Origin of the sequence: Halorubrum tropicale, from assembly GCF_001280455.1 — an archaeon.
Lineage (GTDB): Archaea > Halobacteriota > Halobacteria > Halobacteriales > Haloferacaceae > Halorubrum > Halorubrum tropicale.
In genome coordinates this window covers 802,506-826,748 of record NZ_LIST01000001.1, presented here as the reverse complement: position 1 = coordinate 826,748, position 24,243 = coordinate 802,506, and the positions used below count along the sequence as shown (strand labels likewise).

The 24,243-nt window shown below is 71.0% G+C and carries 28 protein-coding genes; 11 read left to right on the top strand and 17 right to left on the bottom strand.

Features of this window, described 5'->3' with window-relative positions; genetic code table 11:
- Positions 1-2: 2 nt before the first annotated feature.
- Together AMR74_RS04000 and AMR74_RS03995 are read right to left on the bottom strand one after the other, a co-directional pair.
- Positions 3-1,271 carry a cation:proton antiporter regulatory subunit gene (locus AMR74_RS04000; RefSeq protein ID WP_053770755.1) on the bottom strand — a complete coding sequence of 423 codons (1,269 nt, stop codon included), beginning with the start codon at positions 1,269-1,271 and terminating at the stop codon, positions 3-5.
- Positions 1,268-2,533: a potassium channel family protein gene (locus AMR74_RS03995; protein WP_053770754.1), complete on the bottom strand. Its 1,266-nt coding sequence runs from the start codon at positions 2,531-2,533 to the stop codon at positions 1,268-1,270. Before AMR74_RS03995 ends, AMR74_RS04000 begins: the two co-directional genes overlap by 4 nt.
- Positions 2,534-2,685: 152 nt before the next feature.
- Here AMR74_RS03995 and AMR74_RS03990 point away from each other — a divergent pair, with 152 nt between their 5' ends.
- Entirely contained in the window at positions 2,686-3,861 is a 1,176-nt protein-coding gene (locus AMR74_RS03990; RefSeq protein ID WP_053770753.1) for an NAD-binding protein, read from the top strand.
- Between the two features lie 16 nt (positions 3,862-3,877).
- Here AMR74_RS03990 and AMR74_RS03985 read toward each other — a convergent pair whose 3' ends face one another.
- The 6 genes from AMR74_RS03985 to sdhC all read right to left on the bottom strand — a co-directional run bounded on the left by AMR74_RS03985 (position 3,878) and on the right by sdhC (position 8,703).
- Positions 3,878-4,513, bottom strand: coding sequence for a uracil-DNA glycosylase (locus AMR74_RS03985; protein ID WP_053770752.1), 636 nt, complete (start codon positions 4,511-4,513; stop codon positions 3,878-3,880).
- Between the two features lie 125 nt (positions 4,514-4,638).
- Complete coding sequence (locus AMR74_RS03980) at positions 4,639-4,866, bottom strand: helix-turn-helix domain-containing protein (protein ID WP_053770751.1); 228 nt, start codon at positions 4,864-4,866, stop codon at positions 4,639-4,641.
- Between the two features lie 263 nt (positions 4,867-5,129).
- The gene (locus tag AMR74_RS03975; protein ID WP_053770750.1) at positions 5,130-6,959 is read right to left on the bottom strand and encodes an FAD-binding protein; all 1,830 of its coding nucleotides are present in this window, start codon (positions 6,957-6,959) and stop codon (positions 5,130-5,132) included.
- A gap of 53 nt (positions 6,960-7,012) precedes the next feature.
- On the bottom strand, positions 7,013-7,897 hold the full coding sequence (locus tag AMR74_RS03970) for a succinate dehydrogenase/fumarate reductase iron-sulfur subunit (RefSeq protein ID WP_053770749.1): 885 nt from the start codon (positions 7,895-7,897) through the stop codon (positions 7,013-7,015).
- A gap of 7 nt (positions 7,898-7,904) precedes the next feature.
- Entirely contained in the window at positions 7,905-8,276 is a 372-nt protein-coding gene (locus AMR74_RS03965) for a succinate dehydrogenase hydrophobic membrane anchor subunit (protein ID WP_004596874.1), read from the bottom strand.
- Between the two features lies 1 nt (position 8,277).
- The gene (sdhC, locus tag AMR74_RS03960) at positions 8,278-8,703 is read right to left on the bottom strand and encodes a succinate dehydrogenase, cytochrome b556 subunit (protein ID WP_053770748.1); all 426 of its coding nucleotides are present in this window, start codon (positions 8,701-8,703) and stop codon (positions 8,278-8,280) included.
- 224 nt (positions 8,704-8,927) lie between these two features.
- On the opposite strand from sdhC, the gene AMR74_RS03955 reads away from it, so the two are divergent.
- From AMR74_RS03955 to AMR74_RS03940, 4 genes are all read left to right on the top strand, one after another.
- Positions 8,928-9,122 carry a cold-shock protein gene (locus tag AMR74_RS03955; protein ID WP_004596869.1) on the top strand — a complete coding sequence of 65 codons (195 nt, stop codon included), beginning with the start codon at positions 8,928-8,930 and terminating at the stop codon, positions 9,120-9,122.
- Between the two features lie 168 nt (positions 9,123-9,290).
- On the top strand, positions 9,291-9,992 hold the full coding sequence (locus AMR74_RS03950; protein ID WP_053770747.1) for a TetR/AcrR family transcriptional regulator: 702 nt from the start codon (positions 9,291-9,293) through the stop codon (positions 9,990-9,992).
- Complete coding sequence (locus AMR74_RS03945) at positions 9,989-11,269, top strand: MFS transporter (protein ID WP_053770746.1); 1,281 nt, start codon at positions 9,989-9,991, stop codon at positions 11,267-11,269. The genes AMR74_RS03950 and AMR74_RS03945 overlap by 4 nt, the downstream gene beginning before the upstream one ends.
- A gap of 556 nt (positions 11,270-11,825) precedes the next feature.
- On the top strand, positions 11,826-12,302 hold the full coding sequence (locus tag AMR74_RS03940; protein WP_053770745.1) for a 50S ribosomal protein L11: 477 nt from the start codon (positions 11,826-11,828) through the stop codon (positions 12,300-12,302).
- Between the two features lie 54 nt (positions 12,303-12,356).
- Here AMR74_RS03940 and AMR74_RS03935 read toward each other — a convergent pair whose 3' ends face one another.
- Entirely contained in the window at positions 12,357-13,088 is a 732-nt protein-coding gene (locus AMR74_RS03935; protein WP_053770744.1) for a DUF4013 domain-containing protein, read from the bottom strand.
- A 133-nt stretch (positions 13,089-13,221) separates the two neighbouring features.
- Between AMR74_RS03935 and AMR74_RS03930 the strand changes: the two genes are divergently transcribed.
- The gene (locus AMR74_RS03930) at positions 13,222-13,518 is read left to right on the top strand and encodes a transcriptional regulator (protein ID WP_053770743.1); all 297 of its coding nucleotides are present in this window, start codon (positions 13,222-13,224) and stop codon (positions 13,516-13,518) included.
- Positions 13,519-13,521: 3 nt separating this feature from the next.
- Here AMR74_RS03930 and AMR74_RS03925 read toward each other — a convergent pair whose 3' ends face one another.
- On the bottom strand, positions 13,522-13,983 hold the full coding sequence (locus AMR74_RS03925; protein WP_053770742.1) for a universal stress protein: 462 nt from the start codon (positions 13,981-13,983) through the stop codon (positions 13,522-13,524).
- 139 nt (positions 13,984-14,122) lie between these two features.
- Between AMR74_RS03925 and AMR74_RS03920 the strand changes: the two genes are divergently transcribed.
- Positions 14,123-14,533 (top strand): RDD family protein, encoded by a 411-nt coding sequence (locus AMR74_RS03920; protein WP_053770741.1) that lies wholly within the window; start codon positions 14,123-14,125, stop codon positions 14,531-14,533.
- 51 nt (positions 14,534-14,584) lie between these two features.
- Here the strand turns inward: AMR74_RS03920 and AMR74_RS03915 are convergent, their stop codons facing one another.
- Complete coding sequence (locus tag AMR74_RS03915; protein ID WP_053770740.1) at positions 14,585-16,453, bottom strand: ATP-binding protein; 1,869 nt, start codon at positions 16,451-16,453, stop codon at positions 14,585-14,587.
- Positions 16,454-16,577: 124 nt separating this feature from the next.
- Between AMR74_RS03915 and AMR74_RS03910 the strand changes: the two genes are divergently transcribed.
- Positions 16,578-16,913, top strand: a complete 336-nt coding sequence (locus AMR74_RS03910; RefSeq protein ID WP_053770739.1) for a DUF7113 family protein — start codon at positions 16,578-16,580, stop codon at positions 16,911-16,913.
- An 81-nt stretch (positions 16,914-16,994) separates the two neighbouring features.
- Complete coding sequence (locus tag AMR74_RS03905) at positions 16,995-18,353, top strand: M28 family peptidase (protein ID WP_053770738.1); 1,359 nt, start codon at positions 16,995-16,997, stop codon at positions 18,351-18,353.
- A gap of 45 nt (positions 18,354-18,398) precedes the next feature.
- On the opposite strand, the gene AMR74_RS03900 is transcribed toward AMR74_RS03905, so the two are convergent.
- The 4 genes from AMR74_RS03900 to AMR74_RS03885 all read right to left on the bottom strand — a co-directional run bounded on the left by AMR74_RS03900 (position 18,399) and on the right by AMR74_RS03885 (position 20,372).
- On the bottom strand, positions 18,399-18,638 hold the full coding sequence (locus AMR74_RS03900) for a HalOD1 output domain-containing protein (RefSeq protein ID WP_053770737.1): 240 nt from the start codon (positions 18,636-18,638) through the stop codon (positions 18,399-18,401).
- Between the two features lie 110 nt (positions 18,639-18,748).
- Positions 18,749-18,937, bottom strand: coding sequence for a hypothetical protein (locus AMR74_RS03895; RefSeq protein WP_053770736.1), 189 nt, complete (start codon positions 18,935-18,937; stop codon positions 18,749-18,751).
- Between the two features lie 47 nt (positions 18,938-18,984).
- Positions 18,985-19,725, bottom strand: a complete 741-nt coding sequence (locus AMR74_RS03890; RefSeq protein WP_053770735.1) for a helix-turn-helix domain-containing protein — start codon at positions 19,723-19,725, stop codon at positions 18,985-18,987.
- Positions 19,726-19,814: 89 nt separating this feature from the next.
- Positions 19,815-20,372, bottom strand: a complete 558-nt coding sequence (locus AMR74_RS03885; RefSeq protein ID WP_053770734.1) for a peroxidase-related enzyme — start codon at positions 20,370-20,372, stop codon at positions 19,815-19,817.
- Positions 20,373-20,523: 151 nt separating this feature from the next.
- Between AMR74_RS03885 and AMR74_RS03880 the strand changes: the two genes are divergently transcribed.
- Entirely contained in the window at positions 20,524-20,997 is a 474-nt protein-coding gene (locus AMR74_RS03880) for a PaaI family thioesterase (RefSeq protein ID WP_053770733.1), read from the top strand.
- A complete protein-coding gene (locus tag AMR74_RS03875) occupies positions 20,990-21,835 on the top strand; it encodes an amidohydrolase family protein (RefSeq protein WP_053770732.1) in 846 nt (281 codons plus the stop codon). The genes AMR74_RS03880 and AMR74_RS03875 overlap by 8 nt, the downstream gene beginning before the upstream one ends.
- Positions 21,836-21,889: 54 nt before the next feature.
- Here the strand turns inward: AMR74_RS03875 and AMR74_RS03870 are convergent, their stop codons facing one another.
- Positions 21,890-23,053 carry a phenylacetate--CoA ligase family protein gene (locus tag AMR74_RS03870; RefSeq protein WP_053770731.1) on the bottom strand — a complete coding sequence of 388 codons (1,164 nt, stop codon included), beginning with the start codon at positions 23,051-23,053 and terminating at the stop codon, positions 21,890-21,892.
- Between the two features lie 66 nt (positions 23,054-23,119).
- The gene (locus AMR74_RS03865; RefSeq protein ID WP_053770730.1) at positions 23,120-24,166 is read right to left on the bottom strand and encodes a branched-chain amino acid ABC transporter permease; all 1,047 of its coding nucleotides are present in this window, start codon (positions 24,164-24,166) and stop codon (positions 23,120-23,122) included.
- Positions 24,167-24,243: the final 77 nt, after the last annotated feature.

Here is a 24,243-nt window from a genome sequence, read left to right as displayed (position 1 = left end):
ACTCAAGAGCGTTGCGTCCCGTCGGGGTCCGCGCCGCCGTCGTCTGTGTCGCCGGCGCCCCCGACCGCGGCGGCGGTCTCGAACCGCCGGATCGCGCCCGGGCGGCCGACGAGGTACACCAGGTCCCCGGCGCCGAAGACGTACGCTCGCGGCGGGATCGGCTCGACGGAGCCGCCCGCCGGTCGGACCGCGGCGACGACGGCCCCGACCTCCCCGACGGTGCTCCCGTCGAGCTCGCTGCCGGCCGCGACGGTGACGGAGGCCATGGTCTCGTCCGCGTTTCGCAGCAGGGAGGCGAACTCGCGGTCGGCCTGCGGCTCCGCGGGCAGCGTGACGAGCCGGTAGCCGCCCTCGTCGGTCAGCCGCTCGGCGTCCGACTCGTCGAGCGCGACCGTGACGGCGTCGCCGGCGACGCCGCGCAGCTCGCCGGTCGCGACCCGCTCCGGCCCGGGGTCGTCGCGCCACAGCTGGACCGTGTCGCCGACGGTGGCGTTGTTCGGGGGGTCCGCGGCGACGGCGACCGCGGCCGACCCCGGCGCGAGCGTCGGGCCGAGCCCGGCGGCGCGGGAGCCGACCGCGAAGTACTCCACGGTCCCGTCCGGTCCGAGGTCGACGTCGACGTAGCCGACCCCGTACTCGTCTTTGAGCCGGGCGATGAGCCGCTCGCGGAGCTCGGTCTCGGAGAGCTTCCGCGGGAACAGCAGGGTCGTCTCCGCGAGCTCCGCCTTCTTGTCCGCCGAGACCGGGTCGTACGTGTCCATGTCGCGTATCTCGTCGACCGACGGGAGCGTCACCGCCGTGAAGCGCCCGACCGCGCGGACGATACCGCTCAGCTCGCCGTCGAGCTGTTTGGCGCCGGAGAGCGCGAACACGTCGACCGCGAGCCGGTCGCCGGCGTACCGGCCGACGGGCGCGGTCACCGCCGCGACGCCGAGCGAGACGAGGTTGAAGAAGACGCTCTCGGGCGCCAGCAGGGCGGGATTGTCGCCGACCGCCACCGACCCCAGCGAGGTCGTGTTGAGGTACAGCGCGACGACCGAGACGCCGAGGAGCCAGGTCACCCCCTCCGGGATCTCCGTGCGGAAGTACCAGCGGTAAGCCAGGGCGGCGCCGGCCGCGACGATCACGGCGACGACCGCGAACGTGACGAGCGTGACCGCCGCCTGCCGCGGGCGGGCGAAGCCGACGTCGACCGCCCCGACGGCGAGGCCGCTCGCGGCGACGCCGGCGTCGAAGCCAGCGGCGACCGCGGCCGACCCGGCGGGACTCACGCGGCCACCCCCGCGAACCGGTCGAGCGCGTCGCGGCTCCCGACGACGAACAGGTCGTCGCCCGCTGACAGCGACTGCGAGCCGTCCGGCGCGACCGTCCACGTCTCGTGGCGCGCCGCGAGGACGGCCACGTCGTACGCCTCGCGGACCTCGGCCTCGCCGATCGTGTGGCCGTCGAGCGGGCCGTCGGCGACCACCGAGACCTTCCGGAACCGCTTCCCGGCGCGACGCAGCAGGGCCGTGAGCTCGTACTCGCGACGGGTGCCCCGCGACAGCACCAGCACGCGCCCGCGGTCGGCCCGGAGGAGCGCCGTCGCCTCCGAGCGGTCGAGCGCGAGCGTGACGCGCCCCTCGCCGCCGGTCGTCGTGGGCGCGGTCGCCGCGGGGGGCGCGGCGACGGCCGCCTCGCCGCCGTCCGTCCGGGCGTCGTCGTCCGGGTCCGGGTCGTCGCCCGCGGCGGCGGGCGTCGACGCGGCGGCGGCCCCGGGCTCCGGCTCCCCGCTCGACCGGGCGGCGATCACGGCGCCCTCGGCGTCGAGGTCCGGGGTTATCACGCGGACGATGTCGCCGCGGGCGATGCCGGTCGGGACCAGCGCCGACACGGACACCGCGCGCTTCCCGGCGGGCACCCGCTTCGAGAGCGCGCCGGTCGGCGGCGCGGCCGACACCGTCGCGCGCGCCTGTTCGTCGATCCGCACGGCCACGTCGGCGAGGTCCAGCTCGGTCCGGAGCCGCTCCGCGAACCGGCTTTCGAGCTCCGCGAGCGGGAGGTCGGCGGGGAACGTCCAGTCGCCGTCGACGATCGCGCGGCGCGTGTCCGTCGGCAGCGGCGGGTACCCCTCCATGTCGTCCACCTCGCCGCTCACCTCGACGGAGACGCGGCCGCGGCCGCCGACCAGTTCGATCACGTCGGTCGAGAGCGTCCGGTCGCGGAGCTGTTTGAGCGAGATCCGCTTGGGGACACTGGCGCCGAGCTTGTCCCCCTGCGCGTGGGCGTACATCGAGAGCATGAGCACCACGACGATCGCCGTCAGGATCGCCGGCGCGCGCTCCGAGGACCGGATCGTCTCGTCGTTGAGCGCGAGCAGCCCGCCGTTGACGCCGGCGATGGCGAGCGACAGCACGACCACCCCGAGCCCTGGAATCGTCACGTCCGTGACGTACTTGAACACGAACCCGAGGGCCCCGGCCACCAGCGCGGGGACGATCCCGGTGATGACGCCGAGGTAGACGCCGAAGACGATCTCGACGGGCAGCGACATGGGCCACCCAACCGCCGGCGGGGTTAAACGTGTGTCGGCGCGCCGATCCGGGCGGGTCGCGGGGGCGCCGCGGGCGACCGCCGTTCCCGCCGGCGGCGAGCGGGTCGGACCGGCCTCGCGGGGTTTAAGTTGGGTCTCGGCGACCCGGGGATATGGAGCTGACCCGGGACTGGGTTACCGTCCGCGCGTCGATCGCGTTGACGTTCGGGGTCGCGATCCTCTCCATCCTCGCCGGGCTCGCGCAGATCGGCGGGCTCGGCGTCGACGGCCCGCTCGCCCCGTACGTCGGCGGCGTCGTCCGGCAGACGGTCGGGTTCACCGGGACGATCACCGGCTTCGCGATGTTCGCGAGCGGGTTCGCGCTGCGGGACGGGTACCGGGTGGGGTGGTACTCCACGGCGGTGCTGCTGCCGCTGACGGCGCTTCAAGGGCTGTTACAGGCGTCCGTCCTGTCGTTCCCGCTCGTGGCGCTGTCGGTCCTGTCCGCGCCGACGCTCGTGATCAACCGGGGGCGGTTCGACCGGCGGTTCAGCCCCTCGCCCACGCAGTTGGCCGCGGGCGCGGCGCTCGTCGGGGCGGTCGCGTACGGAACGGTCGGCTCGTACGCCCTCAGGGACCAGTTCGAGGGGATCGAGACGATCGTCGACGCGTTCTACTTCACCGTGGTCACGGCCTCGACCGTCGGGTACGGGGACGTCCACCCGGCGACCGGCCCGGCCTCCGACATCGCGCAGCTGTTCGCGCTCTCGTCGCTCGTGGTGAACGTCGCCGCCTTCGCGGTGGCGCTCGGGGTCCTCCTCACGCCCGCAATCGAGGCGCAGCTCTCCAAGGCGCTCGGGAAAATGACAGACAGACAGATAGACCTCCTCGACGACCACGTCCTCGTGTTAGGCTACGGGGACCTGACGGAACCGATCCTCGAAGAGCTCGACGCCCGCGACGGCGTCGAGTACGCGGTGGTGACGCCGGACGAAAACGTCGCCAGGCGGCTCACGGACCGCGACGTGCCCGTGTACACCGCCGACCCCAGCGACGTCGACCCGCTCGAACGGGTCAACGTCGCCGGGGCCCGCGCCGTCGTCGCCGCCACCGAGGACGACGCGCGCGACGCGCTCGCCATCCTCACCGCCCGCCAGCTCAACCCGGACGTGCGGATCGTCGCGGCGGCGACGCAGCGGGAGAACGTCGACAAGCTCCGCCGCGCCGGCGCCGATCAGGTCATCTCGCCGTCGACGCTCGGCGGGCACATCCTCGTCGACTGCGCGTTCGGCGCGGACAGCACGGACGCGACCGAGGGGATCTTAGACGACGTCGACCTCGACGACTGAGGCCGGGCCGCGAAAGCTACCGGCTCCGCCGCCCCTTCGTCTGCCGGTAGTCCCGGCTCAACACGTTCTCGCGCATGTGGTCGCGGAAGGCGTCGGCCTCCTCGTCGGTCATCGCGGCCGGCTCGGTCATCGGCACGAGCTCGAACCCACGCCCGCGGATCGTCGTCGCGTGCTCCGCGTCGACGTCGAAGGAGTCCGGTTGGCGCGTCGTGTACTCGACGGCCAGCTCCCTGAGCGGCCGCTCGCCGACCGGCACGATGATCTGGGGGTTGATCATCCGGATCTCAGCGTTGAGGAACGGCTCGCAGGTGTCGACCTCGCGGTCGGTCGGCCCGCGCTCCGGGTGGCGACACCGCGTCAGGTTCGTGAAGAAGACGTTCTGTACGTCCGGCTCCGCGGCGCCCGGCGCAGACCGGACGAAGCCGAGGTCGGCGAAGATAGCCTGGACGCGCTCGCCGCCCCCCTCTCCGGTGAAGGGGACGCCGTTGCGCTCGGCGGCCGCCGTCGGCGCCGTCCCGACCACGAGGAACTCGGCGCCGACGTCGCCGTAGCCGTGGACGACGCGGTCGCGGGCGCCGCACAGCGCCTCGCAGTTCTCGCAGTCGGTGTCCATCGCGAACGGGTTCTCGAACTCCGTCTGGTTCGCGTCCACGGTCGACGTGGGCGCTCCGCCACCCTAAACGCTCCGCTGCGGCGGGGAGCGCGAAGGGAGAACAGCGACGTCGCGGGCCGGAGGTCGCGAGCCGGGGGGCCGCTCGGTCGGCGCCGCGGCCGCGGTCAGTTGGGGACGTAACAGTCGCCGTCGCAGTCGACGAGCCCCTCGTTGCGGAGGGTCTTCAGGATGCTGTACAGGGAGAGCTTCTTCATGCCGAGCGACTCGCCCATCTCCGAGACCGTGGCGTCGCCGTTCGTGGTCAGGTAGAGGTACACGAGTTTGGCGCGGGGCGACTGGAGCTCCCGGGGCAACGCCGGGGCGGCCGCGGACGCGGTTTCCGTCTCGATCATCTTGTCCGATCAGTGTAGTTCGACGATAATAAATCCCCTATTCAACGTTCGTCGAAATCGCCGGAAGGCATAGGAGAGCACGTCTTCCGCCGGTTCCCTCGGGGCTCGTGCGGGCAACGTCGATTAACGAACCGGAAATCGACGCGTATCGACGGCCGGTTTCGACCGTCGACGGATAGGAGACCGTGAACGATCCGGATCGATCGGGTGAAAGCGAGGGGATACCGAAGCGAGTCGCCGGCGGCCGCGCGTCGTTTGACGGCTCAGTACGAGCGGCTCTTCGGCTCGTACGTCTTGTTCTCGCCCTCGAGGACGACCGGCTTGTACCACAGCTCGGGCTCGCCGTCGTTCCACGAGATGAGCGTGTGCTTCAGCCAGTCCTCGTCTTTGCGCTCCTGGTGCTCCTTACGCCAGTGGGCGCCGCGGAACTCCTCGCGCGCGAGCGCGCCCATCGTGAGCGCCTCCGCAATGTCGAGGATGTTCCGCGTCTCGATGGTGTGGATGAGGTCGGTGTTGAACGTCCGCGACGGGTCCGACACCGCGACGTCCTTGTACGCCTCGCGGGCCTCGCGGAGGTCTTCGAGCGTCTCCTCCAACCGGCCCTCCTCGCGGAACACGTTGACGTTGGCCGTCATCGTCTCCTGGACGGCCGAGCGGATCTCCGCGTGGTTGCGCCCCTTCCGGGAGAGCAGCTCCTCGACGCGCTCCTGGGCCCGGTCGACGGCCGCTCCGAGGACGCTGTCGGCGTCGGTCGCCACGGCGCCGCCGTCGGCCGCTGCGGGCCCCGAGCCGCCGGTCTCGCCGACCTCGACGCCGAACTCGTAGTCGGCCGGCTGCCAGTCGCCCGAGCGGCCGGTCTCGATCTCGGCCTCGCCCATCTCCTCGCCGGCGGCGTGGCGGCCGGCGCGCTTGCCGAAGACGATGAGCTCCGGCAGCGCGTTCCCGCCGAGGCGGTTCGCGCCGTGGACGGAGGCGCAGGCGCACTCGCCGGCGGCGTACAACCCGTCGATGACGGTCTCGCCGAACTCGTTCGTCTCGATGCCGCCCATCGCGTAGTGCTGGCCGGGCTTGACCGGCATCGGCTCCGTGAGCCCGTCGGCGCCCTCGAAGTCCTCCGCGAGGTGGAGGATGTTCTCCAGGCGGTCGAGGATGCGCTCCTCGCCGAGGTGGCGCATGTCGAGGTGGACGTACTCGTCCTCGATGCCGCGCCCCTCGTTGACCTCGGTCAGCTCGGCGCGGGAGACCACGTCGCGGGAGGCCAGCTCGCCCGCGTTGTTCGCGTAGCCGTGCTCGAACATGAACCGCTCGCCCTCGCTGTTGTAGAGGATTCCCCCCTCGCCGCGGACGCCCTCGGAGATGAGGACGCCGGTCGACGGCAGCGTCGTCGGGTGGAACTGGATGAACTCCATGTCCTCCATCGGGACGCCCGCGCGGTACGCCATCGCGACGCCGTCGCCGGTGTTGGCGACCGCGTTCGTGGTGTGGTCGAACACCTGGCCCATCCCGCCGGTGGCGAGGATGACGCCGTCGTTGGCTTGGAACCCGCTGATCTCGCCGCTCTGGATGTCGTAGGCGACGACGCCGTGACAGGTCCGCTCGGCGGGGTCGTCCTCGTCGGTGACCGCCAGGTCCATCACGTGCCACTCGTCGTACACCGTGATCCCGCGTTTGACCACCTGCTCGTACATCGTGTGGAGCATCTGGTGGCCGGTCTCGGCGCCCGCGTACGTCGTCCGCGGGAAGGAGAGGCCGCCGAACGGCCGCTGGGAGACGCGGCCGTCGTCCTCGCGGGAGAACGGCATCCCCCAGTGTTCGAGGCGGATGACCTCCTCGGGGCTCTCTTTGCAGAGCGCCTCGACCGCGGGCGCGTCGCCGAGGTAGTCGGACCCCTTCATCGTGTCGTACGCGTGGTCCTCCCAGGAGTCGGCGTCGCGCAGCGCCGCGTTGATGCCGCCCTCTGCCGCGCCGGTGTGGGACCGGACGGGATGGAGCTTCGACACCATCGCCACGTCCGCGCCCGCTTCCTGTGCCGCGATCGCCGCCCGGAGTCCCGCCCCGCCGGCCCCGACGACGACGACGTCGTGTTCGTACATGGTTGATATGTAATTTCGTAAGTTCCGGAGTCCCTTGATACTGTCTGTCGGGTTTACCAGAACTTCAGATTGTTTTTGACTGCCTCCCGCTTCAGCTCCTGGATGTGCTCGGTGAGGGGGATGTCCTTCGGGCACACCTCCGTACAGGAGAACTGGGTCTGACACCGCCAGACGCCGTGTTCCTGCTCGATGATCTCCAGGCGCTTCTGTTTCATCTCCTCGCCCTCGCGCTCGTCCATCGCGAACCGGTACGCCTTGTTGATCGCGGCCGGCCCGAGGTACTCGTTGTCTCCCGCGGCGATGTTACACGAGGACATGCACGCGCCACACCAGATACAGCGCGTGGACATCTTGATCTTCTCGCGGTTCGCCCGGTCCTGGCGCTGCTCTTCGAGCTCGCCGTCCGGGTACTCGTTCGTCTGGAAGTACGGCTCGACGGCCTCCATCTGGTCGTAGAAGTGCTCCATGTCGACGACGAGGTCCTTCGTCACCTCGGCGTGCGGGAGCGGCTCGACGCGGACCGGCTCTTCGAGGTCCGAGATCTGGGTCTTACACGCCAGCTTCTGCCCGCCGTTGACGAACATGGCGTCCGAGCCGCAGACGGCCTGCCGGCAGGAGTGCCGGAAGGTGAGCGAGGAGTCGTACGTGTCGCGCGCGTACATGAGCGCGTCGAGGACGGTCATCCCTTTCGTGAACGGGACGTGGAACGTGTCGAAGCGCGGCTCCTGTTTCCCCTCGACCTGCGGGTCGTAGCGGAACACCTTCAGCTCGACCGTGCTCTCGTCGGCGGCCGCCTTCTCCGCCTCCTCCTCCTGTCGCTGCTCGCGGCGCTCGGCCGCGCGGCGCCGCTTCTCGGCGCGGCGCTCGTCGCCCTTCGAAGCGGGCTCCGTCTCGGTCTCGGTCGATTCCTCGGTCTGCTTCGGAATTTGCGTGCTCATTGTCGGTTCAGTAGAGTCCGATGCCCGCCCACGCGTTCGCGGTGCGGATTCCCTGCGCGATCAGCACGACGCTCGCGGCGACGAGCGTCCACTTGATCACGGTGCGTTTCGTGCCGGTGAGTCCCTGGTTCACCAGGGCGTTGTAGACGCCGTTGACCCCGTGGAACGTCGCGGTCACGAGGAAGAGGATCATCAGGGAGTAGTAGCTCAGCTGCTCCATCCGGGCGGAGCTGGCGAGGAACGACACCTCGTCGGCGTGGTGGACGAAGTGGAGCAGGAAGAAGTGGAACGCCAACACGACTAAGAGGAAGACCGCCGTGACCCGCTGGAGGAACCACATCCGGCCGCCCGACTGGAACGAGGAGTAGCGCTCGGCCATCTCAGAACGCCCCCGCGATGAACGTCGGGACGGACGCGACGGTGATCGCTCCCGTGAGGATCAGCGACGCGTAGAAGCTCTTGTCCTGTGCGTCCAGCCCGATGCCGAGGTCGGTGAGGAGGAGTCGCGTCCCGTTGAGCATGTGGAAGACCGCCACCGCGAGCAGGCCGACCTCCAGGAGGCGCACGAGCAACAGCCCCTCCAAGGAGACGATGGTCTGCGTGTACACGTCGTTTCCGGCGGCGATCGCCGCCTCGCTGGCACCGGCGGCCGGGATCCCCGTACTCAGGACGGCGATGTGCGTGAACAGGTACCCGATGAGCACCCATCCCGTGAACTTGTGGAAGATCCACGCCCACATCCCCGCCTCGAACTCCCGCCAGCGGCCGAAGTCCTCGATGAGGCCTCGATTGTACGACTGACTCATACCTAACGGTTCTGAACCGCGCTGGTATAGTAGTTACTAACACGGCGGCCTGCGCGGCCGGATTCCGGACCATTCCGATCGGCACGGAATCGGGGATGAGGCGGGGGTCAAGCGGCCGAACTCCGAGACGGATCCGATCCGCGAACGCGGTCCGTGCGAGGGCGTTCCACGCCGCGGATCGTCGCGGAAGCCTTATATGTCACAGTCCCGCTTCTACGGTCGCAATGGCGAAAGGCGAAGTTGACTTCTTCAACGACACTGGCGGCTACGGTTTCATTTCGACTGACGACGCGGACGAGGACGTGTTCTTCCACATGGAGGACGTCGGCGGCCCGGACCTCGAAGAGGGTCAGGAAGTCGAGTTCGACATCGAGGAGGCGGACAAGGGTCCGCGCGCGTCGAACGTCACCCGTCTGTAAGTCGGCGACACCGAGGCGAATCGGCTTTTCGACTGTTCTCGACCCCCGAGCGGCGGCGCCGTCACGCGCCCTGCGGCGGGCGGGCGTCGCTCGCGGCGCCGAGCGGTCTCGGCGGCGACCGCCCCCGACCGATAGGAATTTACCGTTTGTTGACTGACCGGTCAGTCAATGAGCGACTCGCCGAGCGCGGCCGCGGAGATCATGGACGGGGTGTACAGCGCCCTCCGCGCTCACGGCTACGCCGACCTGACGATGCAGGACATCGCCGACGAGTGTTCGAAGAGCAAGTCGCTGCTCCACTACCACTACGACACGAAGGAGGACCTGCTCGTCGCCTTCCTAGAGTACATCATCTCCGACTCCGAGGACCGGATCGCGGCCCGCGCCGACGACCCGCCCGTCGACCGGCTGGTCCAGTTCGTGGGGTGGTTCGTCTTCGCCCCCGACGAGGCCGACCGCGAGGCGTTCCACATCGCCCTGCTGGAGCTCCGCACCCAGGGTCCGTTCAACGAGCGGATCCGCGAGCAACTGGCGCGCAGCGACCGGCTGCTCCGCGGGACCGTCGCCGACATCCTCGCGGACGGCATCGAGGCGGGCGTCTTCCGCGACGTCGACGTCGAGGAGACGGCGGCGCTGCTCGTAGCGACCCTCGACGGCGCGCGGACCCGGCAGATCACCCTCGCCGGCGCCGAGCGCGACGCCGAAAGCGAGGGCTACACCCGCGAGGTCGCTGAGGCGGCGCTCCGGCGGATCGTCGGCCCGCTGCTCGCCGACGGGGTCGAACTGCCGCCGCTCGACGCGGCGATCGATGCGCTCCGGCGCGACGCCGACGAGCCGGGAAGCGGCGCCGCCGCGGACGCCACCGAATGACCCGCTTCGGGTTCGAGCGGCCGCCGCCGGTCCTCCTCGCGGTGATCGCGAGCACGTTCTTCGTCGGCTTCGGCGGCGGCGTCGTCTTCCCGATCCTCCCGAACCTCGGCGCGGTCCTCGGCATCTCGGCGTTCATGGTCGGCGCGATCCTCTCCGCGAACCGGTGGGTGCGGCTCGTCGCGAACGCGCCGGCCGGCGCCCTCGTCGACCGGTACGGGACGCGCACGCCGTTCGTCGTCGGCCTGTTCGTCGAGGGGGTCGCCACGCTCGGGTACGTCGTCGCGCTCGCTGTTCCGGCGGGGATCGCTCCCGAGGCGTGGTTCCTGCTCGCGCGGGTCCTCTGGGGGCTCGGCTCCGCGGCGGTGTTCGCGACCGCGTACACCATCGCCGCCGACCTCTCCGACAGCGGCGACCGCGGGACGAACATGGGGATCGTCCGCGGCGGGATCACGATGGGGTTCCCGGCCGGCCTCGTGCTCGGCGGGGTCGTCTCGGCGGTCGCGGGCAACGTCGCGGCGTTCGCCGTCGCCGCCGCCTTCGCGCTCACCGCCAGCGTCGTCGCGTACAGGTACGTCCCGGAGACGCACGTCACCGGGGACCGCTCCGGCGACTCGATCAAGCCGTGGGAGGTCGACACCGCCGTCCCGGCCCTGACGGTCGGGCTCGTCAACTTCGGGCTGATGTTCGCGTACATCGGCGCGCTGTTCTCCACGCTCGTGCTGTTCCTCGGCGCGAACGACATCTCGCTGTTCGGCCTCGCCCCGCAGGGGACCTCCGGGCTGTTCATGGCCGGCACGGTCGTCTCGGCCGCGGCCTTCATGCTCGCCGGCGGCCGAATCTCCGACACCCGCGAGTCGCGGACGCCCATCCTCCTGACGTTCCTCGCGGTCTCGTTCGTCGGGTTCCTGCTGCTCGCCCGGGCCGGGTCGGTCGTCTCTCTGGGGCTCGCCTGCGTCTTCATCGGCGCCGGCCAGGGCGGGACCAGCGGCCCGATGATGGCCCTGCTCGCCGACCTCACCCCCGACGAGCGGATGGGTCGCGCCTCGGGGACGAACAACGTCCTCGGGGACGTGGGGGGCGGCCTCGGCCCCATGGTGTCGCTCCCCCTCATCGAGGCGGTCGGCTTCACGCCGATATACGCCGCCTGCGCCGCCCTGCCGCTGCTCGCCGGCGGCGTCCTCCTCCTCGGCGTCCGCCGAGAGACCGGGACGTTCCTCCCCGGCCGCGTCGCCGACGAGGCGAGAGGGACCGACCCGTCGGGCGTCGTTGACTCGTAGGTGCGGACTCCACTGTCGGTTTCGCTGACTGATCTATAAGAGCGATTTGTGAATTCGGACTGCGGTGGCGCGTGCCTGCGAGCGACCGGAGCAAAGCGGAGGTCGCGAGGCAGCACGCGCGAGGGACGCGGTGAGCGAGGGGCGACCGCAGGGAGCCCGAGCGAACCGCGAGGCTGGGGAGGTGCGAGGCGGGGGCCGTGCGGTGCGGGGTGGGATTCAAAGGGGCAGTCGCGAGGAGGCCGTAGGTGACGCAAGCATTGGAAAGAGCGAGCAACGCGAGCGACTGAAGCGCGCAGCGAGCGTACGGCCTCCTCGCGGCTGGGGCTTTGGAGGCGTTCGGCGTCGGTCCGCAGCCGGTGTCTTGTAGATAGACGATATGATCGTCGACGGGGTATCGCGCGACGTTGAGTGATGATATACGAAACCAGACCGGACAGGCACGCATCGCCGAGCGAGCGGCTCACCGCCGGGGAACCCAGGCGTACGGTGTGCGAACCGCTGACTCCCCCTACCCGAAAGAACAACCGTTAAAAGTCGGCGACGGGTTCGTACGGACATGGCTGGAACTATCGAAGCGCTCGTCCCCGGCGGGCAGGCCAACCCCGGCCCGCCGCTCGGTCCCGAGCTCGGACCGACGCCGGTGGACGTCCAGGACGTCGTCGCGGAGATCAACGACGAGACCGCCGCCTTCGACGGCATGGAGGTGCCCGTCACCGTCGAGTACGACGACGACGGCTCCTTCACCATCGAGGTCGGCGTGCCCCCCACCGCGGAGCTCATCAAGGACGAGGCCGGCTTCGACACCGGCTCCGGCGAGCCGCAGGAGAACTTCGTCGCCGACATGTCGATCGAACAGGTGAAGAAGGTCGCCGAGCAGAAGTCGAGCGACCTGCTCGCGTACGACACGAAGGCCGCCGCCAAGGAGGTCGGCGGCACCTGCGCCTCCCTCGGCGTCACCATCGAGGGCGAGGACGCCCGGACGTTCGACGAGCGCGTCGACGCCGGCGAGTACGACGACGTCCTCGACGAGTAACGCCGCCCCTTTTCGCGAGTCCCGTCCTTCTGCGGCGATTTCGATTCGACCCCGTTACACCGCGGGCCGTTCCGCGGGCTCCGTCTCGGGCGGTTCCGTCCCGACCGGGCGCACGTCGGTCCACGTCCACCCGACGATGGCGGCCGCCGCCGCGAACGCGTAGAACTGGACGAACACCCCCGCGATCGTCCCGAGGATCGGGACCACGGAGAACACGCCCACCGCGAGGGCGCCGGCGAGCACCACGACCGCCGCGGTGACCCACCCCGTCGCGTACGCCCGCTTCGTGACGACGCCCCAGAGGGTCCCGAGGGCGAAGCCGTCGCCGACCTTCCCGGAGTCCGCGACCGCGGCCAGCGCCGCGGGCGTCACGTAGAGCCCGACGAGCGACAGGCCCAGGGCGACGAGCCCCGCGACGAGGACGACGACGCCGACGACGAAGGTGCCGAGGAACGTCCCGGCGCCGGGGTCGCCGGTCCCGGGCACCACGACGAACGCGCCGACGGTCAGGGCCCCGGCGACCGCGAGGACCCCGAGCGGCAGCAGCGAGTAGACGAACGCGACGACGAACGCCTTCAGGCCGTCGACGAACAGGTCGCCCCACGCCTCGAACGCCGGGGGCTCGTCGTCGCCGCCGGCGGTGCGCCGAATGACGCGGGCCACGTAGCCGAAGACGAGGATCGAGGGGATGATGAGCGGACTCGCGAGCAGCAGGAGCCCGCCGATGACGGCGGTAGTGACGGCGTCGTCGCCGTCGCGAAGATAGCTGAGCGATGCTTCTAACATGGTGGTTCTCACGGCAGTGACGCGCCGTGAGGTATTAAAGTAGTACGGCGGCGCCCCGGGCCGGGCGGCGTCGGTCACGCTGCGCGACCGACGGAGCCGACGGCTTTTATTCTGACCGCTCCCACCTGTCGGTATGCCGGATCTACACCCGATCGCGAAGCGGATCCACAACGTCCAGCCGCGCCCGGTGCGGCTCGAACTCGACTCGGGCGAGACCGGCGTCTACGAGTTCTCGTCGACCGAGTTCTTCCAGCGCGAGTTCCGCGGCGAGGGCACTCGGACCGACGCCGACGCGGACGCCGAGTTCCGCCTGATCAGCTCCGAGGACTACGAGCGGATCCTGCTCGGTCGGTCGGGGCCCGACGAGGAGGGCTGGTCGATGGTCGGCGAGGTGGTCGAAGCGGAGGCGGCGGAGGCGGTCGAGGAGTAATCCTCAGCGGACGACCGTCACGGGCATCTCGGCGCGGCGGACGACCCCTTCCGCGACGCTGCCGAGGAGAACCCGCGAGAGCCCGGTCCGGCCGCGGCTCCCGACGACGACGTGGTCGAACGGCTCCGGGTCGGCGGGCTGGTCGCGGTCCGTGGTCGGCTCCGTCTCCCCCGCGGCGACGCCGAGGATGGTCGCCGTCGGGCGGCCGACCTCCATGCGGGTGTCGATATCGCGGTCGACGGACTTGGCCGCCTCGCGGAGGACGCGCTCGCCGCGCGCGGTGGCGCTCTCGTACCACTGGTCCGCGGCGCCCGGGAACCCGCCCTCCGCGCCGGTGGTCGAGTCCGCCGGGTTGACCACGTACAGCGCCGTCAGGTCGGCGCCGGGCCACTCGGCGACGGCGAACGAGAGCGCTTCGGCGGCCTCCTCCGACCCGTCGACCGCGACGAGGATACGTTTGCTCATGCGCGGGAATTCGCCCGCACCGGATAAAAAGGGCGACGGCGACTCCGGGCCGGCGACAATCCGCCGGAATCGGGGCGTCTCGGGACCGTAGAGCGGTCGGTCACAAGACACTTGCCGAGCGCCGGTTCGTCCGTCTCGTATGAGTACCCCGTACGCGCAGTCGCAGCTTGCGTCGGTCACCGCTCGCGGCGGCGCGTGGCTCGTCGACATCGTCGCGAGCGTCGCCGTCGCCGCGGTCGTCTCGTTGGCGGTCGGCGCCGTCTCGGCCGTCCTCGCCGACCTCGTGTTCCTCCTCGTCGCGTTCGGCTGGTACGTCGCGTCGGAGGCGGTCTGGGGACACACGCCCGGAAAGTGGGTCGTCGGGATCAGAGTCGTCGACACGGACGGCGACGAGGTCTCCGCCGTCGCCGCGGTCGTCCGGAACGTCACCAAGATCGTCGGCGGCGCCTCGCTGTTGCTGATCCTCGCGGGCGTCGTGTTCATCGCCGACTCGCCGAACAGCCAGCGGCTCGGCGACCGGTGGGCGGACACGCTGGTCGTGCGAGTCTGAGTCGGGTCGGGACCCCCGTCGGCGACCCGACGGGCCCGGGGCGGCCGGCCGTCAGTCGTGCCGCGTCACGCACTCCGAGAGGCCGATCAGCTCGACGGGCTCGGAGTTGTCGGGCGAGTAGACGACCATCTGTCCCTTCTCCATGTACGGCACCTTCCCGGCGAGGTTCGTCGGGATGTTGACGCTGGAGATTGCGTCCTCGTCGCCGAGGTTCAAGACGACCTTCGTGTTCACCTGCTTGAACACCGACTCGGCAACGTCCTGCGGGTCCTGGGTGATCAGGAACAGGCCGAGCCGCTCCTTGCGGCCCTGCTTCGCCGCCTCGGTGAACTTCTGGACCACCTTCTGCGCCTGGACGTTGTCGGCGTCGGCGAGGAAGTTGTGGGCCTCGTCCATCCCGACCAACAGCGGCGTCTCCTTGATCCGGTCGCTGTCCGGGTCGTTCGAGAGCTTGTCGTCGATGAGCAGCCCCGCGACCGCGAGGACGACGATCTCCTTCTGCCGGGAGGTCGGCAGGTGGTAGGTCGGAACGACCGAGAGGCCGCCCGGCCGGACGAGCGTGTGGTCGAGCTCCGTGATCGGCTTCGCGTCCTGGTCGAACACGCCGCTCGGGACGCCCCGGACCCGACGCTTGACGGCGTCGAAGGTGGCCTCGTGGACCCGGCCGCTCTCGTGGAGCTCCTCTTTCAGCGCTGGGTCGTCGAGGTACGAGAGGAACTGGCTGTACGTCCCCGAGTCGCCGTAGCTGTCGAAGAAGCGGTTGAGCAGCGTCAGGAGGGCCGGGTACTGGTTGTCGTTGAGCCCGGAGCCGGCGACGAGCCACGGCATGTCCCGCGCCAGCGAGAAGGGGATGGTGAACTCGACGCGCTCGGCGCGGTGGCCCTCGCCGGGGTACGTCGCGTTCGCGACGCGGGGCACTAAGGCGACGGTGTCGTCGTGGCCGCCGTGGGCGATCCCCTCCCGCTCCAGCCGGCGGGCGAAGCCGTCGTCGAGGTCGGGGTTGTCGTCGTGCATCTGCGCGTACTCGTCCTGCGGGTCGAACTGGACGACCGCCATGCGCGACTCCCGGCCGTCGCCCATCGGGTACGTCCGGTCGTCGTCGAGGTACTGCCGGAGGACGTTCTTCGAGGCGTGGGTCTTCCCGGACCCGGTCCCGCCGGCGACGAGCGTGTGCCGGAACGCGAGCGGGTCGCCGTCGGCGTAGTCGTCCTTCACGCGGTAGTCGACCGTGGGGGGCTCAGCGGCGGTCCGGACCTTCTCGCCGCCGACGGAGAGGTGCCCGAGGAAGACGCCGTCGTCGGGGATCTTCAGCCCCGTCTTGATCTCTGCGTCGTCGGCCGCCTCCTCGACGACCGCGCCGGGCTTCGGGACCCGGTCGGTCATCCGCCGTTTCATCGAGTCGCCCTCGCCGTAGACGACGGACATCGGCTCCAGGTCGGCGACGAACTTGTAGTCGCGCTCGGCGAACTCGTCGCGGCGCATCTGCCGGCGGGCGTGGATCTCGGTCGCGTCGTCCGACTGGAACTCCTGGGCGTACTCCAGCCCCGTGATCCGACAGAACAGCCGCTCGCCGTCCGGGTACGGGATCAGGAGGTACTTCCCGAGCCGCACCGACTCGCGGTTCCCGGTCGTGACGAACGCCTTCAGCGACGTCTCCTCCTCCTCCTCGGCCACGCGGAGCCCCTGCGAGACGGAGACGACGCCGAGCCCCGCGTCGCTGCCGGCCGGCGTCGCGTCGTAGGCGGCGAACTCGTCCTCGGCGTCGCCGCTCGGGTCGGACCCGGACCCGGCCGACGACGCGTCCCCGAGCGCGTCAGCGGCGTCAGCGGCGCTTCCGCCGTCGGCCGCGGAGTCGACATCGTCCGCGCGGCCGTCGGCGTCGTCGTCACCGCTGAACTCGGTGAAATCCTCCAGCGTCATGGCGTATCCACCGGTCGCCGGGCCGAAAGCGTTTGCCCTCGCGCCCTGGGCCGCCGCCCGTCCACGACCGGGCGCAGAGCGCCGGTCACGGGGCCCTTATCCGGCTCGACCCCATACCTGTGGCATGATACTCGTTCGCGGCAGCGGCGGCGGGACGGACCTCACCGGCACGGTGTTCGAGCGCGGCGAGGAGCCGCCCGCGTACAAGGGCGCGCCCGACGAGGACGCCCCGTACGTGTGGGTGTGCGACTCCTTCTACGAGGTCGAGAGCGGCGGCTCGCCGCTCGTCGTCGACGGCGAGGAGATCCGCGTCGCCTTCGAGGAGCCGATGCCCCGCGGGTTCGACACCCGCGACCAGGCGGTCGAAGCGGCCCGCGAGCACGTCCGGACGCAGTTCGCCCGGATCGGCGTCGACCCCGACGCCGTCGAGGTCGAGGTGACCGCGGCCGACCCGGCCTGAGGTCGGACGCGCCGAGCCGTCCGGTCGGGCCGCGGCTCCGCCTCCCGCAACCCCTTTTCGCCCGGGGCCCAACCGGACCGTATGACCGAGCTACCGGACCGCGTCGTGGGCGACGCGCGGACGAGCGACTTCGGGTGGGACCTCCTCACCGACCTGACCGACATCGGGAACCGCATGGCGGGATCGGCGGGCGAGCGCCGCGGCGCCGAGCGCGTCGTCGAGGCGTTCGAGGAAGCCGGCCTGCGGAACGCCGGCCTGGACGAGTTCGAGATCCCCGGCTGGTGGCGCGGCGAGTCGTCGCTGTCGGTGACGGGCGCCGTGGACCGCCACCACGAGGGCTCGCACGAGGTGATCGCGCTGCCCGGCACGCCGAGCGGCGAGGCGTCGGCCCCGCTCGTCGACGTGGGCGACGGCACCGACGAGGAGTTCGCGGCCGCGGAGGGGGACCTGGAGGGCGCGGTCGCGATGGCCTCCTCGCGGACGCCGGACTCCCACGACCGGTGGATCCACCGGATGGAGAAGTACGTCGCGGCGGCGGAGCGCGGCGCGGTCGGGTTCGTCTTCCGGAACCACATCGAGGGCGCGCTCCCGCCCACCGGCGAGATCGGCTACCACAACCGGCCCGGCCCGGTCCCCGCGGTCGGCATCTCGAAGGAGGTCGGCGACCGGCTCTCGCGGCTCGCCGCGGAGGAGGGCGGCGACCGCCCGACCGTCTCGCTCGACGTCGACTGCCGGAACGAGCCGACGACCTCGGTGAACGCGGTCGCGGAGGTCGGCCCCGACACCGACGAGGCGGTGTACCTCACCGCCCACGTCGACGCCCACGACGTGAGCGACGGCGCCAACGACAACGGCGCCGGCTCGGCGCTCGTCGCGGAGGTCGGGCGCCTGCTCGCGACCGTCGAGGGCGACCTCGACACCCGGGTGCGGCTCGTCACGTTCGGGTCCGAGGAGATCGGGCTGTGGGGGGCGTACCACGCCGCGGAGACGACCGCGAAGGAGGACATCGCCTGCGTGGTCAACCTCGACGGCGCCTGTAGCTCGCGGGACCTCCGCGTCGGGACGAACGGGTTCGAGGGGATGCGCTCGACGTTCGAGGCGGTCGCCGAGGCGTTCGACGCGCCCCTGACGACCGGCGAGACGATCTCGCCGCACGGCGACCAGTGGGCGTTCGTCCAGGAGGGGATCCCGGCGGTGATGGCCTCCACGACGAGCGACCAGTCCGGGCGCGGCTGGGGCCACACCCACGCCGACACCCTCGACAAGCTCGACTCCCGCGACCTCCGCGAGGTGGCGACGCTCGTGACCGCGGCCGTCTACCGGCTCGCGACCGGCGATGTGGCGGCCGAACACCGCTCGCGGGAGTCGATCCGCGACGCCATCGACGAGGGGTACGTCGAGGAGCTGAAGACGGGCGGGCGGTGGCCGTACGAGGAGTGAGCGCCGCGGAACCGCCGGAACGCGAGCGCGACGGGACGGCCTGACTCACCGGACCCGGAATGGCGAGCGGACCGTGACGGTGCCCTCGGCGCGGACGGTGACGTCGTAGCCGAGGTACGCGAAGCGGATCTCGCCGTCGTCTCTCGTCGGGCCGTCCGGCACCGATCGGAACAGCACGTCGAGGGCGTCGGGGGCGACCGCCTCGAACAGCGGCTCGTCGATCGCCGACGGCGGGACGCCTCCGAGCTCCGCGACGCGTTCGAGGATCCGCTGGGACGGAGTCATGGGATCGCCACGCGGTACGCGATAATGAATCGATCTCACCACGTGCCCTGTTGCCCGGGGTGTAGTGCGGCGCGGCGGCTCACGGACGCCTCGCCGGTTCGGCGCGCGATTCACTCCTCGGCGGAGTCGTCGCAGACGCCGAGGGGGAGCGTCTCGGGGGTCTCGTCGCCGTCGAGGCCGGCGTACGCGTCGTCGATGAGCCGGGCCAGCTGCGTCTCGGGGCTCACGCCGCGGGCGGCGGCGAGGGCCGCGAGGCGCTCGTACTGCTCGTCCGGCACGGAGACGGTTCCGTCGTCCATACGCGGCGCTCCGTCCCGAAGCTACAAAAGCGTTGGTCTGAGCCCGCTCACGGCGATTCCGACCGGTCCGTCTCGCGCACGGCGCCGATCGGCTCGCCCTCCGCGAACCGCTCGAACAGCGCGTTCATCACCGACGACTCGGCGCGCGAGAGGTGTTCCCACACCGTCGTCGAGCCGAGTCCGAGCTCGGCGGCGACCTCCTCGACGCCCACGCCCCCGCCGTGGTCGTAGTAGCCCGCGGCGATGGCGGTCGCGAGCACCTCTCGCTGCCGGTCGGTGAGTCCGTCGAGGAGCCCGGACGCGGGGAGCTGCGGCGAGCGCTCGATCGACGACAGCTCCACGTTCCGCGCGAGCTCGACCTCGTTGCCGCCGCGCTCCAGTTCGCGCATCACCGCCGAGAGGTCGTCGTCGTCCTCCAGGTACGCCGTCCAGCGCTCGACGCCGCCGGCGATGGTCGTCCCGGTCCGGTAGTGGATGCCCATCCGCGAGAACCGCTCGCCGATGCCCTCCCAGTCGGCCGCCCCCGCGTCGATCGTCAGGGCGACGTAGGCGTGAGTGCCCTCGATCGGCGCCAGCGGCTCCGCGGAGACGACCAGGTCGAACTCGCGGAACTCCTCGACGAACGCCTCGATCTCCGCCGGCGGTCCGGTGAGTTCGGCGATCCGCTTGCGCTCGGGGCCGCTGCCCGTCATCGAGGAGACGGACCGGTACCGCACCTCCGGGTGGCGCGCGCTCACCTCGCACTCCGGTTCCCCCGCGTGGCGGATCCGGAACGTCACTTCGCGCATGACCGCAGTGAGGCCGCCGAGGTTCAAACGGGTTCCGGACCCGTCGCGATCCCTCCTCGTCGGTGTCGAAGGCGCCGGCGCGGGGGCGGTCAGTCGCCGCGGCCCATCGCGTAGAACTCGTCGTTCGGACGCATGTCCGCGACGGTCGCCATGCGGTTCGAGAGGTTGAAGAAGGCCGCCACGGAGGCGATGTCCCACACTTCCTCCGCGGAGGAACCGGCGTCGCGGAGTCGCTGGATATCTTCGGCGGCCACGGTCCCGGGGGAGTTCGTGAGTGTGACGGCGAAGTCGAGCATCGCCATGTGGTGGTTGGAGACGTCGGCCTGTCGGTGGTCCGTGGCGAGCTGGTCGGCGATCTTCGGCGCGCCGGCGTAGATCCGACGGAGCGCGCCGTGACCGACCACGCAGTAGAGGCAGTCGTTCGCGCCCGACACCGCGACGACTACCGTCTCGACCCCCTCCCGAGCCAGTGACGTGTCGGACACGAGCGCGTCGTGGTACGCGAAGAACGCCCGGAAGTGGCTGGGCGTGTACGCGAACGCCGAGAACACGTTCGGCGTGAACCCGGCGTCCTCCGTCTCCTCGTCGATGCGGTCGCAGAGGTCCTCGGGGAGGTCCTCGTAGTCGGGCACGGGGAACCGTCGCATCGCGTTTTCGTTCGTACCGTCAGGCGCGCGGCGCGACCACAAGGCCGTTCCCTCGGACCACCCGTCGCCTCGCTTCTCTCCCGCGTCGCGAGCGGTCTCACCGACTTGGGCGGTTGATTTATGCGGGGGCGTGCCGTGCGTCGGCACACGCATGCCCGACCCGAGCGACGCCGGTCCGGGAGCCGGCGACAGCGACGGCCGGCAGGCGCCGGGTTCGGAAGGCGCCGACCGGACGGCGGTCGTGGAGCGGCTGTACGGCGAGGTCCCCTTCCACCGGCGGCACGACCTGGAGGTGCTCGCCGTGACCCCGGAGCGCGCCAGCGTCAAGCTGGCGTTCGACCCCGGGCTCGTGGGCAACCCCGAGCTCGGCGCGGTCCACGGGGGCGTCGTGAGCGCGCTCGTGGACCTCGCGGGCGCCGCCGTCTTCGTCGGCGGGCGCGAGGCGTTCACGCCCACCATCGACCTCCGCGTGAACTACCTCGAGGCCGCCGGCCGGGAGCCGCTGTACGCGACGGCCACGGTGGACCGGCGCGGCGCCGACATCGGCGTGGCGAGCGTCGAAGTCGAGTCCGGGGGCGCCGTCTGCGCGACCGGGACGGGCGTCTACAAGCTCACTGATGACTGAGTTCCCCGTCGGCGACGTCGTGGACGCGCACGTCCACCTGATGCCAGACCGGCTGATGGCCGCCATCCGGGAGGCGCTGGGCGAGGCCGCCGGCTGGGCGTTCGACCACCCGACCGACCGCGACCGGATGGAGGCGGCGCTGAGCGCCGCCGGCGTCGAGCGGTACGCCGCGCTCCCGTACGCCGCGCGCCCGGGGACGGCGGCCGACCTCAACGAGTGGGTGATCGAGGCCGCCGCGGACTCCGAGATGGCGGTCCCGTTCGCCACCGTCCACGCCGCGGACGACGACCCGGGAACCGTCGTCGCCGACGCCTTCGACGCGGGGGCGCGCGGGCTGAAGCTCCAGCTTCCGGTCCAGGGGTTCGCGGCCGACGACCCGCGGCTCGATCCGGTCTACGAGGCCGTCGCCGCCCGCGACGCGCCTGTCCTGCTCCACGCCGGGACGGCGCCGATGTTCGAGGACAGCCCCCACGTCGGCGTCGAGCGCTTCGAGTCGTTCCTCGCCTCCTACCCCGACGTGCGGGTGTGCGCCGCGCACATGGGGACCTACGAGGTCGAGGCGTTCGTCGACCTCGCCCGCGACCACGACAGCGTGTTCCTCGACACCACCTTCGCCATGTCGAGCGTGGCCGAGACGTACATGGACTTCGACCCGGCGACGGTCGCCGACGAGACGCTGATCGAGCTCTCGGCGTCGATCATGTACGGCTCGGACTACCCGAACATCCCGTATCCGTACGCCCGAGAGCGGGAGCACCTGCTCTCGCGGGACCTGCCGGTCGAGGTCCAGCGCGACATCTTCTCCCGGACCGCGCGTCGCTTCCTCGACGGCGACTGAGCGGCGAAGCCGCCTCCTCGACGGCGACGAGCGCCCGCGCCGCTCGCCGGGCGCTCAGTACCGCTCGTCGACGACGCCGGGCTCGTCGAGGTCGGCGACCAGTTCGACGGCGTCCGGGGTCACGATGAGGCGGTCGGCGAGCGCGGCGCGCAGTTCGTCGGCGTCGGCCTCGCCCTCGCAGATCACGACGAGGCGGTCGGTGGTCTCGGGCTGCGACACCTCGACGCGGTACTCGCCGGTCAGCCCCTCGAAACCGGCGATCACCGTCTCGACGCTCTCCGGATACACCTTCACGCCCTTGACCTTCAGCCGCTCGTCCGTGCGGCCGATGACGCCGTCGGGCAGCACGACGGTCCCGTCCCGGACCGCGAGTTCGGCGAGGTCGCCGGTCCGGTAGCGCACGAGGGGGACCCCCTCCTTCCGGAGGTGCGTCACGACGATTTCCCCGCGCTCGCCGTCGGCGACCGCCTCGCCGGTGTCCGGGTCGACGACCTCTACCACCGCGTAATCGTCGACGACGCGGAGGCCGTCCTCGGCCGCGGTCTCGGCCGCGACGGGCATGATGTGTCGCGTGCCGAAGTAGTCCACTGCGGTCGAGGCGCCGAGCGCGTCCTTGACCGCCTCGCGGCGGCCGGGGATCGACGTGAACGGCTCGCCCGCACCGACGAACGTGTCGACCGAACCGCCCTCCGCGCCGATCTTCAGCGCGAAGCTCGGGTTGCCCACGACGGCGTCCACGTCGTACGCCTCGATGGTGGCGGCGGCCTGCTCGGAGTCGCCGGGGCCGAGCGGGAACACCTCCGCGCCGAGGCGTTCGAGCGCCCGATGGAGCACGTACCCGGTGCCGAACAGCTCGTAGCCGAACGTGTTGACGACGCGGTCGCCGGGCTCGACGCCCGCGCGTTCGAGCACGTCCGCGTTGGCTGCGGCCTGGGCGTCGAGGTCGTCGGCCGTGTCGAACACCGGCCGCAGCTGCTCGCCCATCGGCGAGAACGTGACCATCGCCGCGCCGTCGTACAGCGAGCCGCTCGGCGGCGCGGCCTCGAAGTCGGCCTCGATCTCCCCCGCCGTGGTGAACGGGAGCGACCGGAAGTCGGCCCACGAGTCGACCGCCGTCGGGTCGACGCCCGCGTCCGCGAACTTCTCGGCGTAGAAGTCGCGGTCGACGACCCGCTCCAACTGCTCCCCGACCGCGGCCAGTGTGCTGTCGTCGTACATCGCGTTAACACACGTCAAACTAGCACATAAATCTCCGTCACGGGCGCGGCGCGCGGGCCGTCGCGCTCAGTACGCGAACGGCCACGTGCGCAGGTACTCCTTGATCTTGCCTAGCCCGGCCAACACCCCCTTCGGCTCGACGGCGAGCACGACGATGATGATCGCGCCGAAGAACACCGGCAGCAGGGCGGTCGCGTTGGTGCCCGTGAGGTCGGCGAGGTAGTTGAGGCCGTCGTTGAGGTAGTCCTGGACGAGCGTGACGACGCCGACGCCCAGCAGCGCGCCCCACACGCGTCCGAGGCCACCGAACAGCAGCATGACGTAGTGTTCGAGCGTGAGCCCGAGGGTGAAGTACTCCGCGTTGATGAAGCCGATCTGGAACCCGAACAGCCCGCCCGCGACGCCGATCATGAACCCGCCGATGGCGAACGCGAGCAGCTTGTTCTTGAACACGTTGACGCCGAGGACGGACGCGGAGAGATCGTTCTCGTGGATCGCGCGGAACGTCTTTCCGATGCCGGTCCGCGAGAGGTTCAGCGACAGCAGCGCGAACACCAACAACAGCACCAGCGCGAGCAGGTACTTGTCGATGGTCGTGCCGAGAGCGCCGACTGGGCCGACGAGGCCCACGTTCGAGGGCACCGACTGGGTCGTCCCGCCGTGGATGAACGCGAGCTGCGGGTTCACGAAGAACCACTCCTCGGCGATGAACTGGAGCGCCAGCGTCGAGATGGCGATGTAGAACCCTTTGACCCGGAACGACGGGAGGCCGAAGCCGACCGCGACCAGCGCGGAGATGAGGCCGCCGACGGCGAGCGCCGGGAACAGCCCCGCGCCGACGGCGAGCAGTCTGCTCGTGCTGTACGCGCCGATGGCCATAAACGCGCCCTGCGCGAGCACGATCTCGCCGGCGTAGCCGAGGATGACGTTGAGCCCCAACACCGCGATGGCGAAGATGTACGCCTGCGTCAGCAGCGTCACGGTCCCGCCGCCGAGCAGGAACGGCGCGATGAAGGGGATCGGCAGCCCCAGAGCGAGCGCGATCTTCTGCGTCCGCCACCGGACGAGGCCCATTCGCGACTCGTAGTCGGTGAAGTACTCACCGCAGGGCATGCGACCACCCCCCTTCGGCCGCGGCCGGTCGAGTCGTCGGTACGCCGCCGGAGCGCCGCGTGGCGCGCGAACTGTGT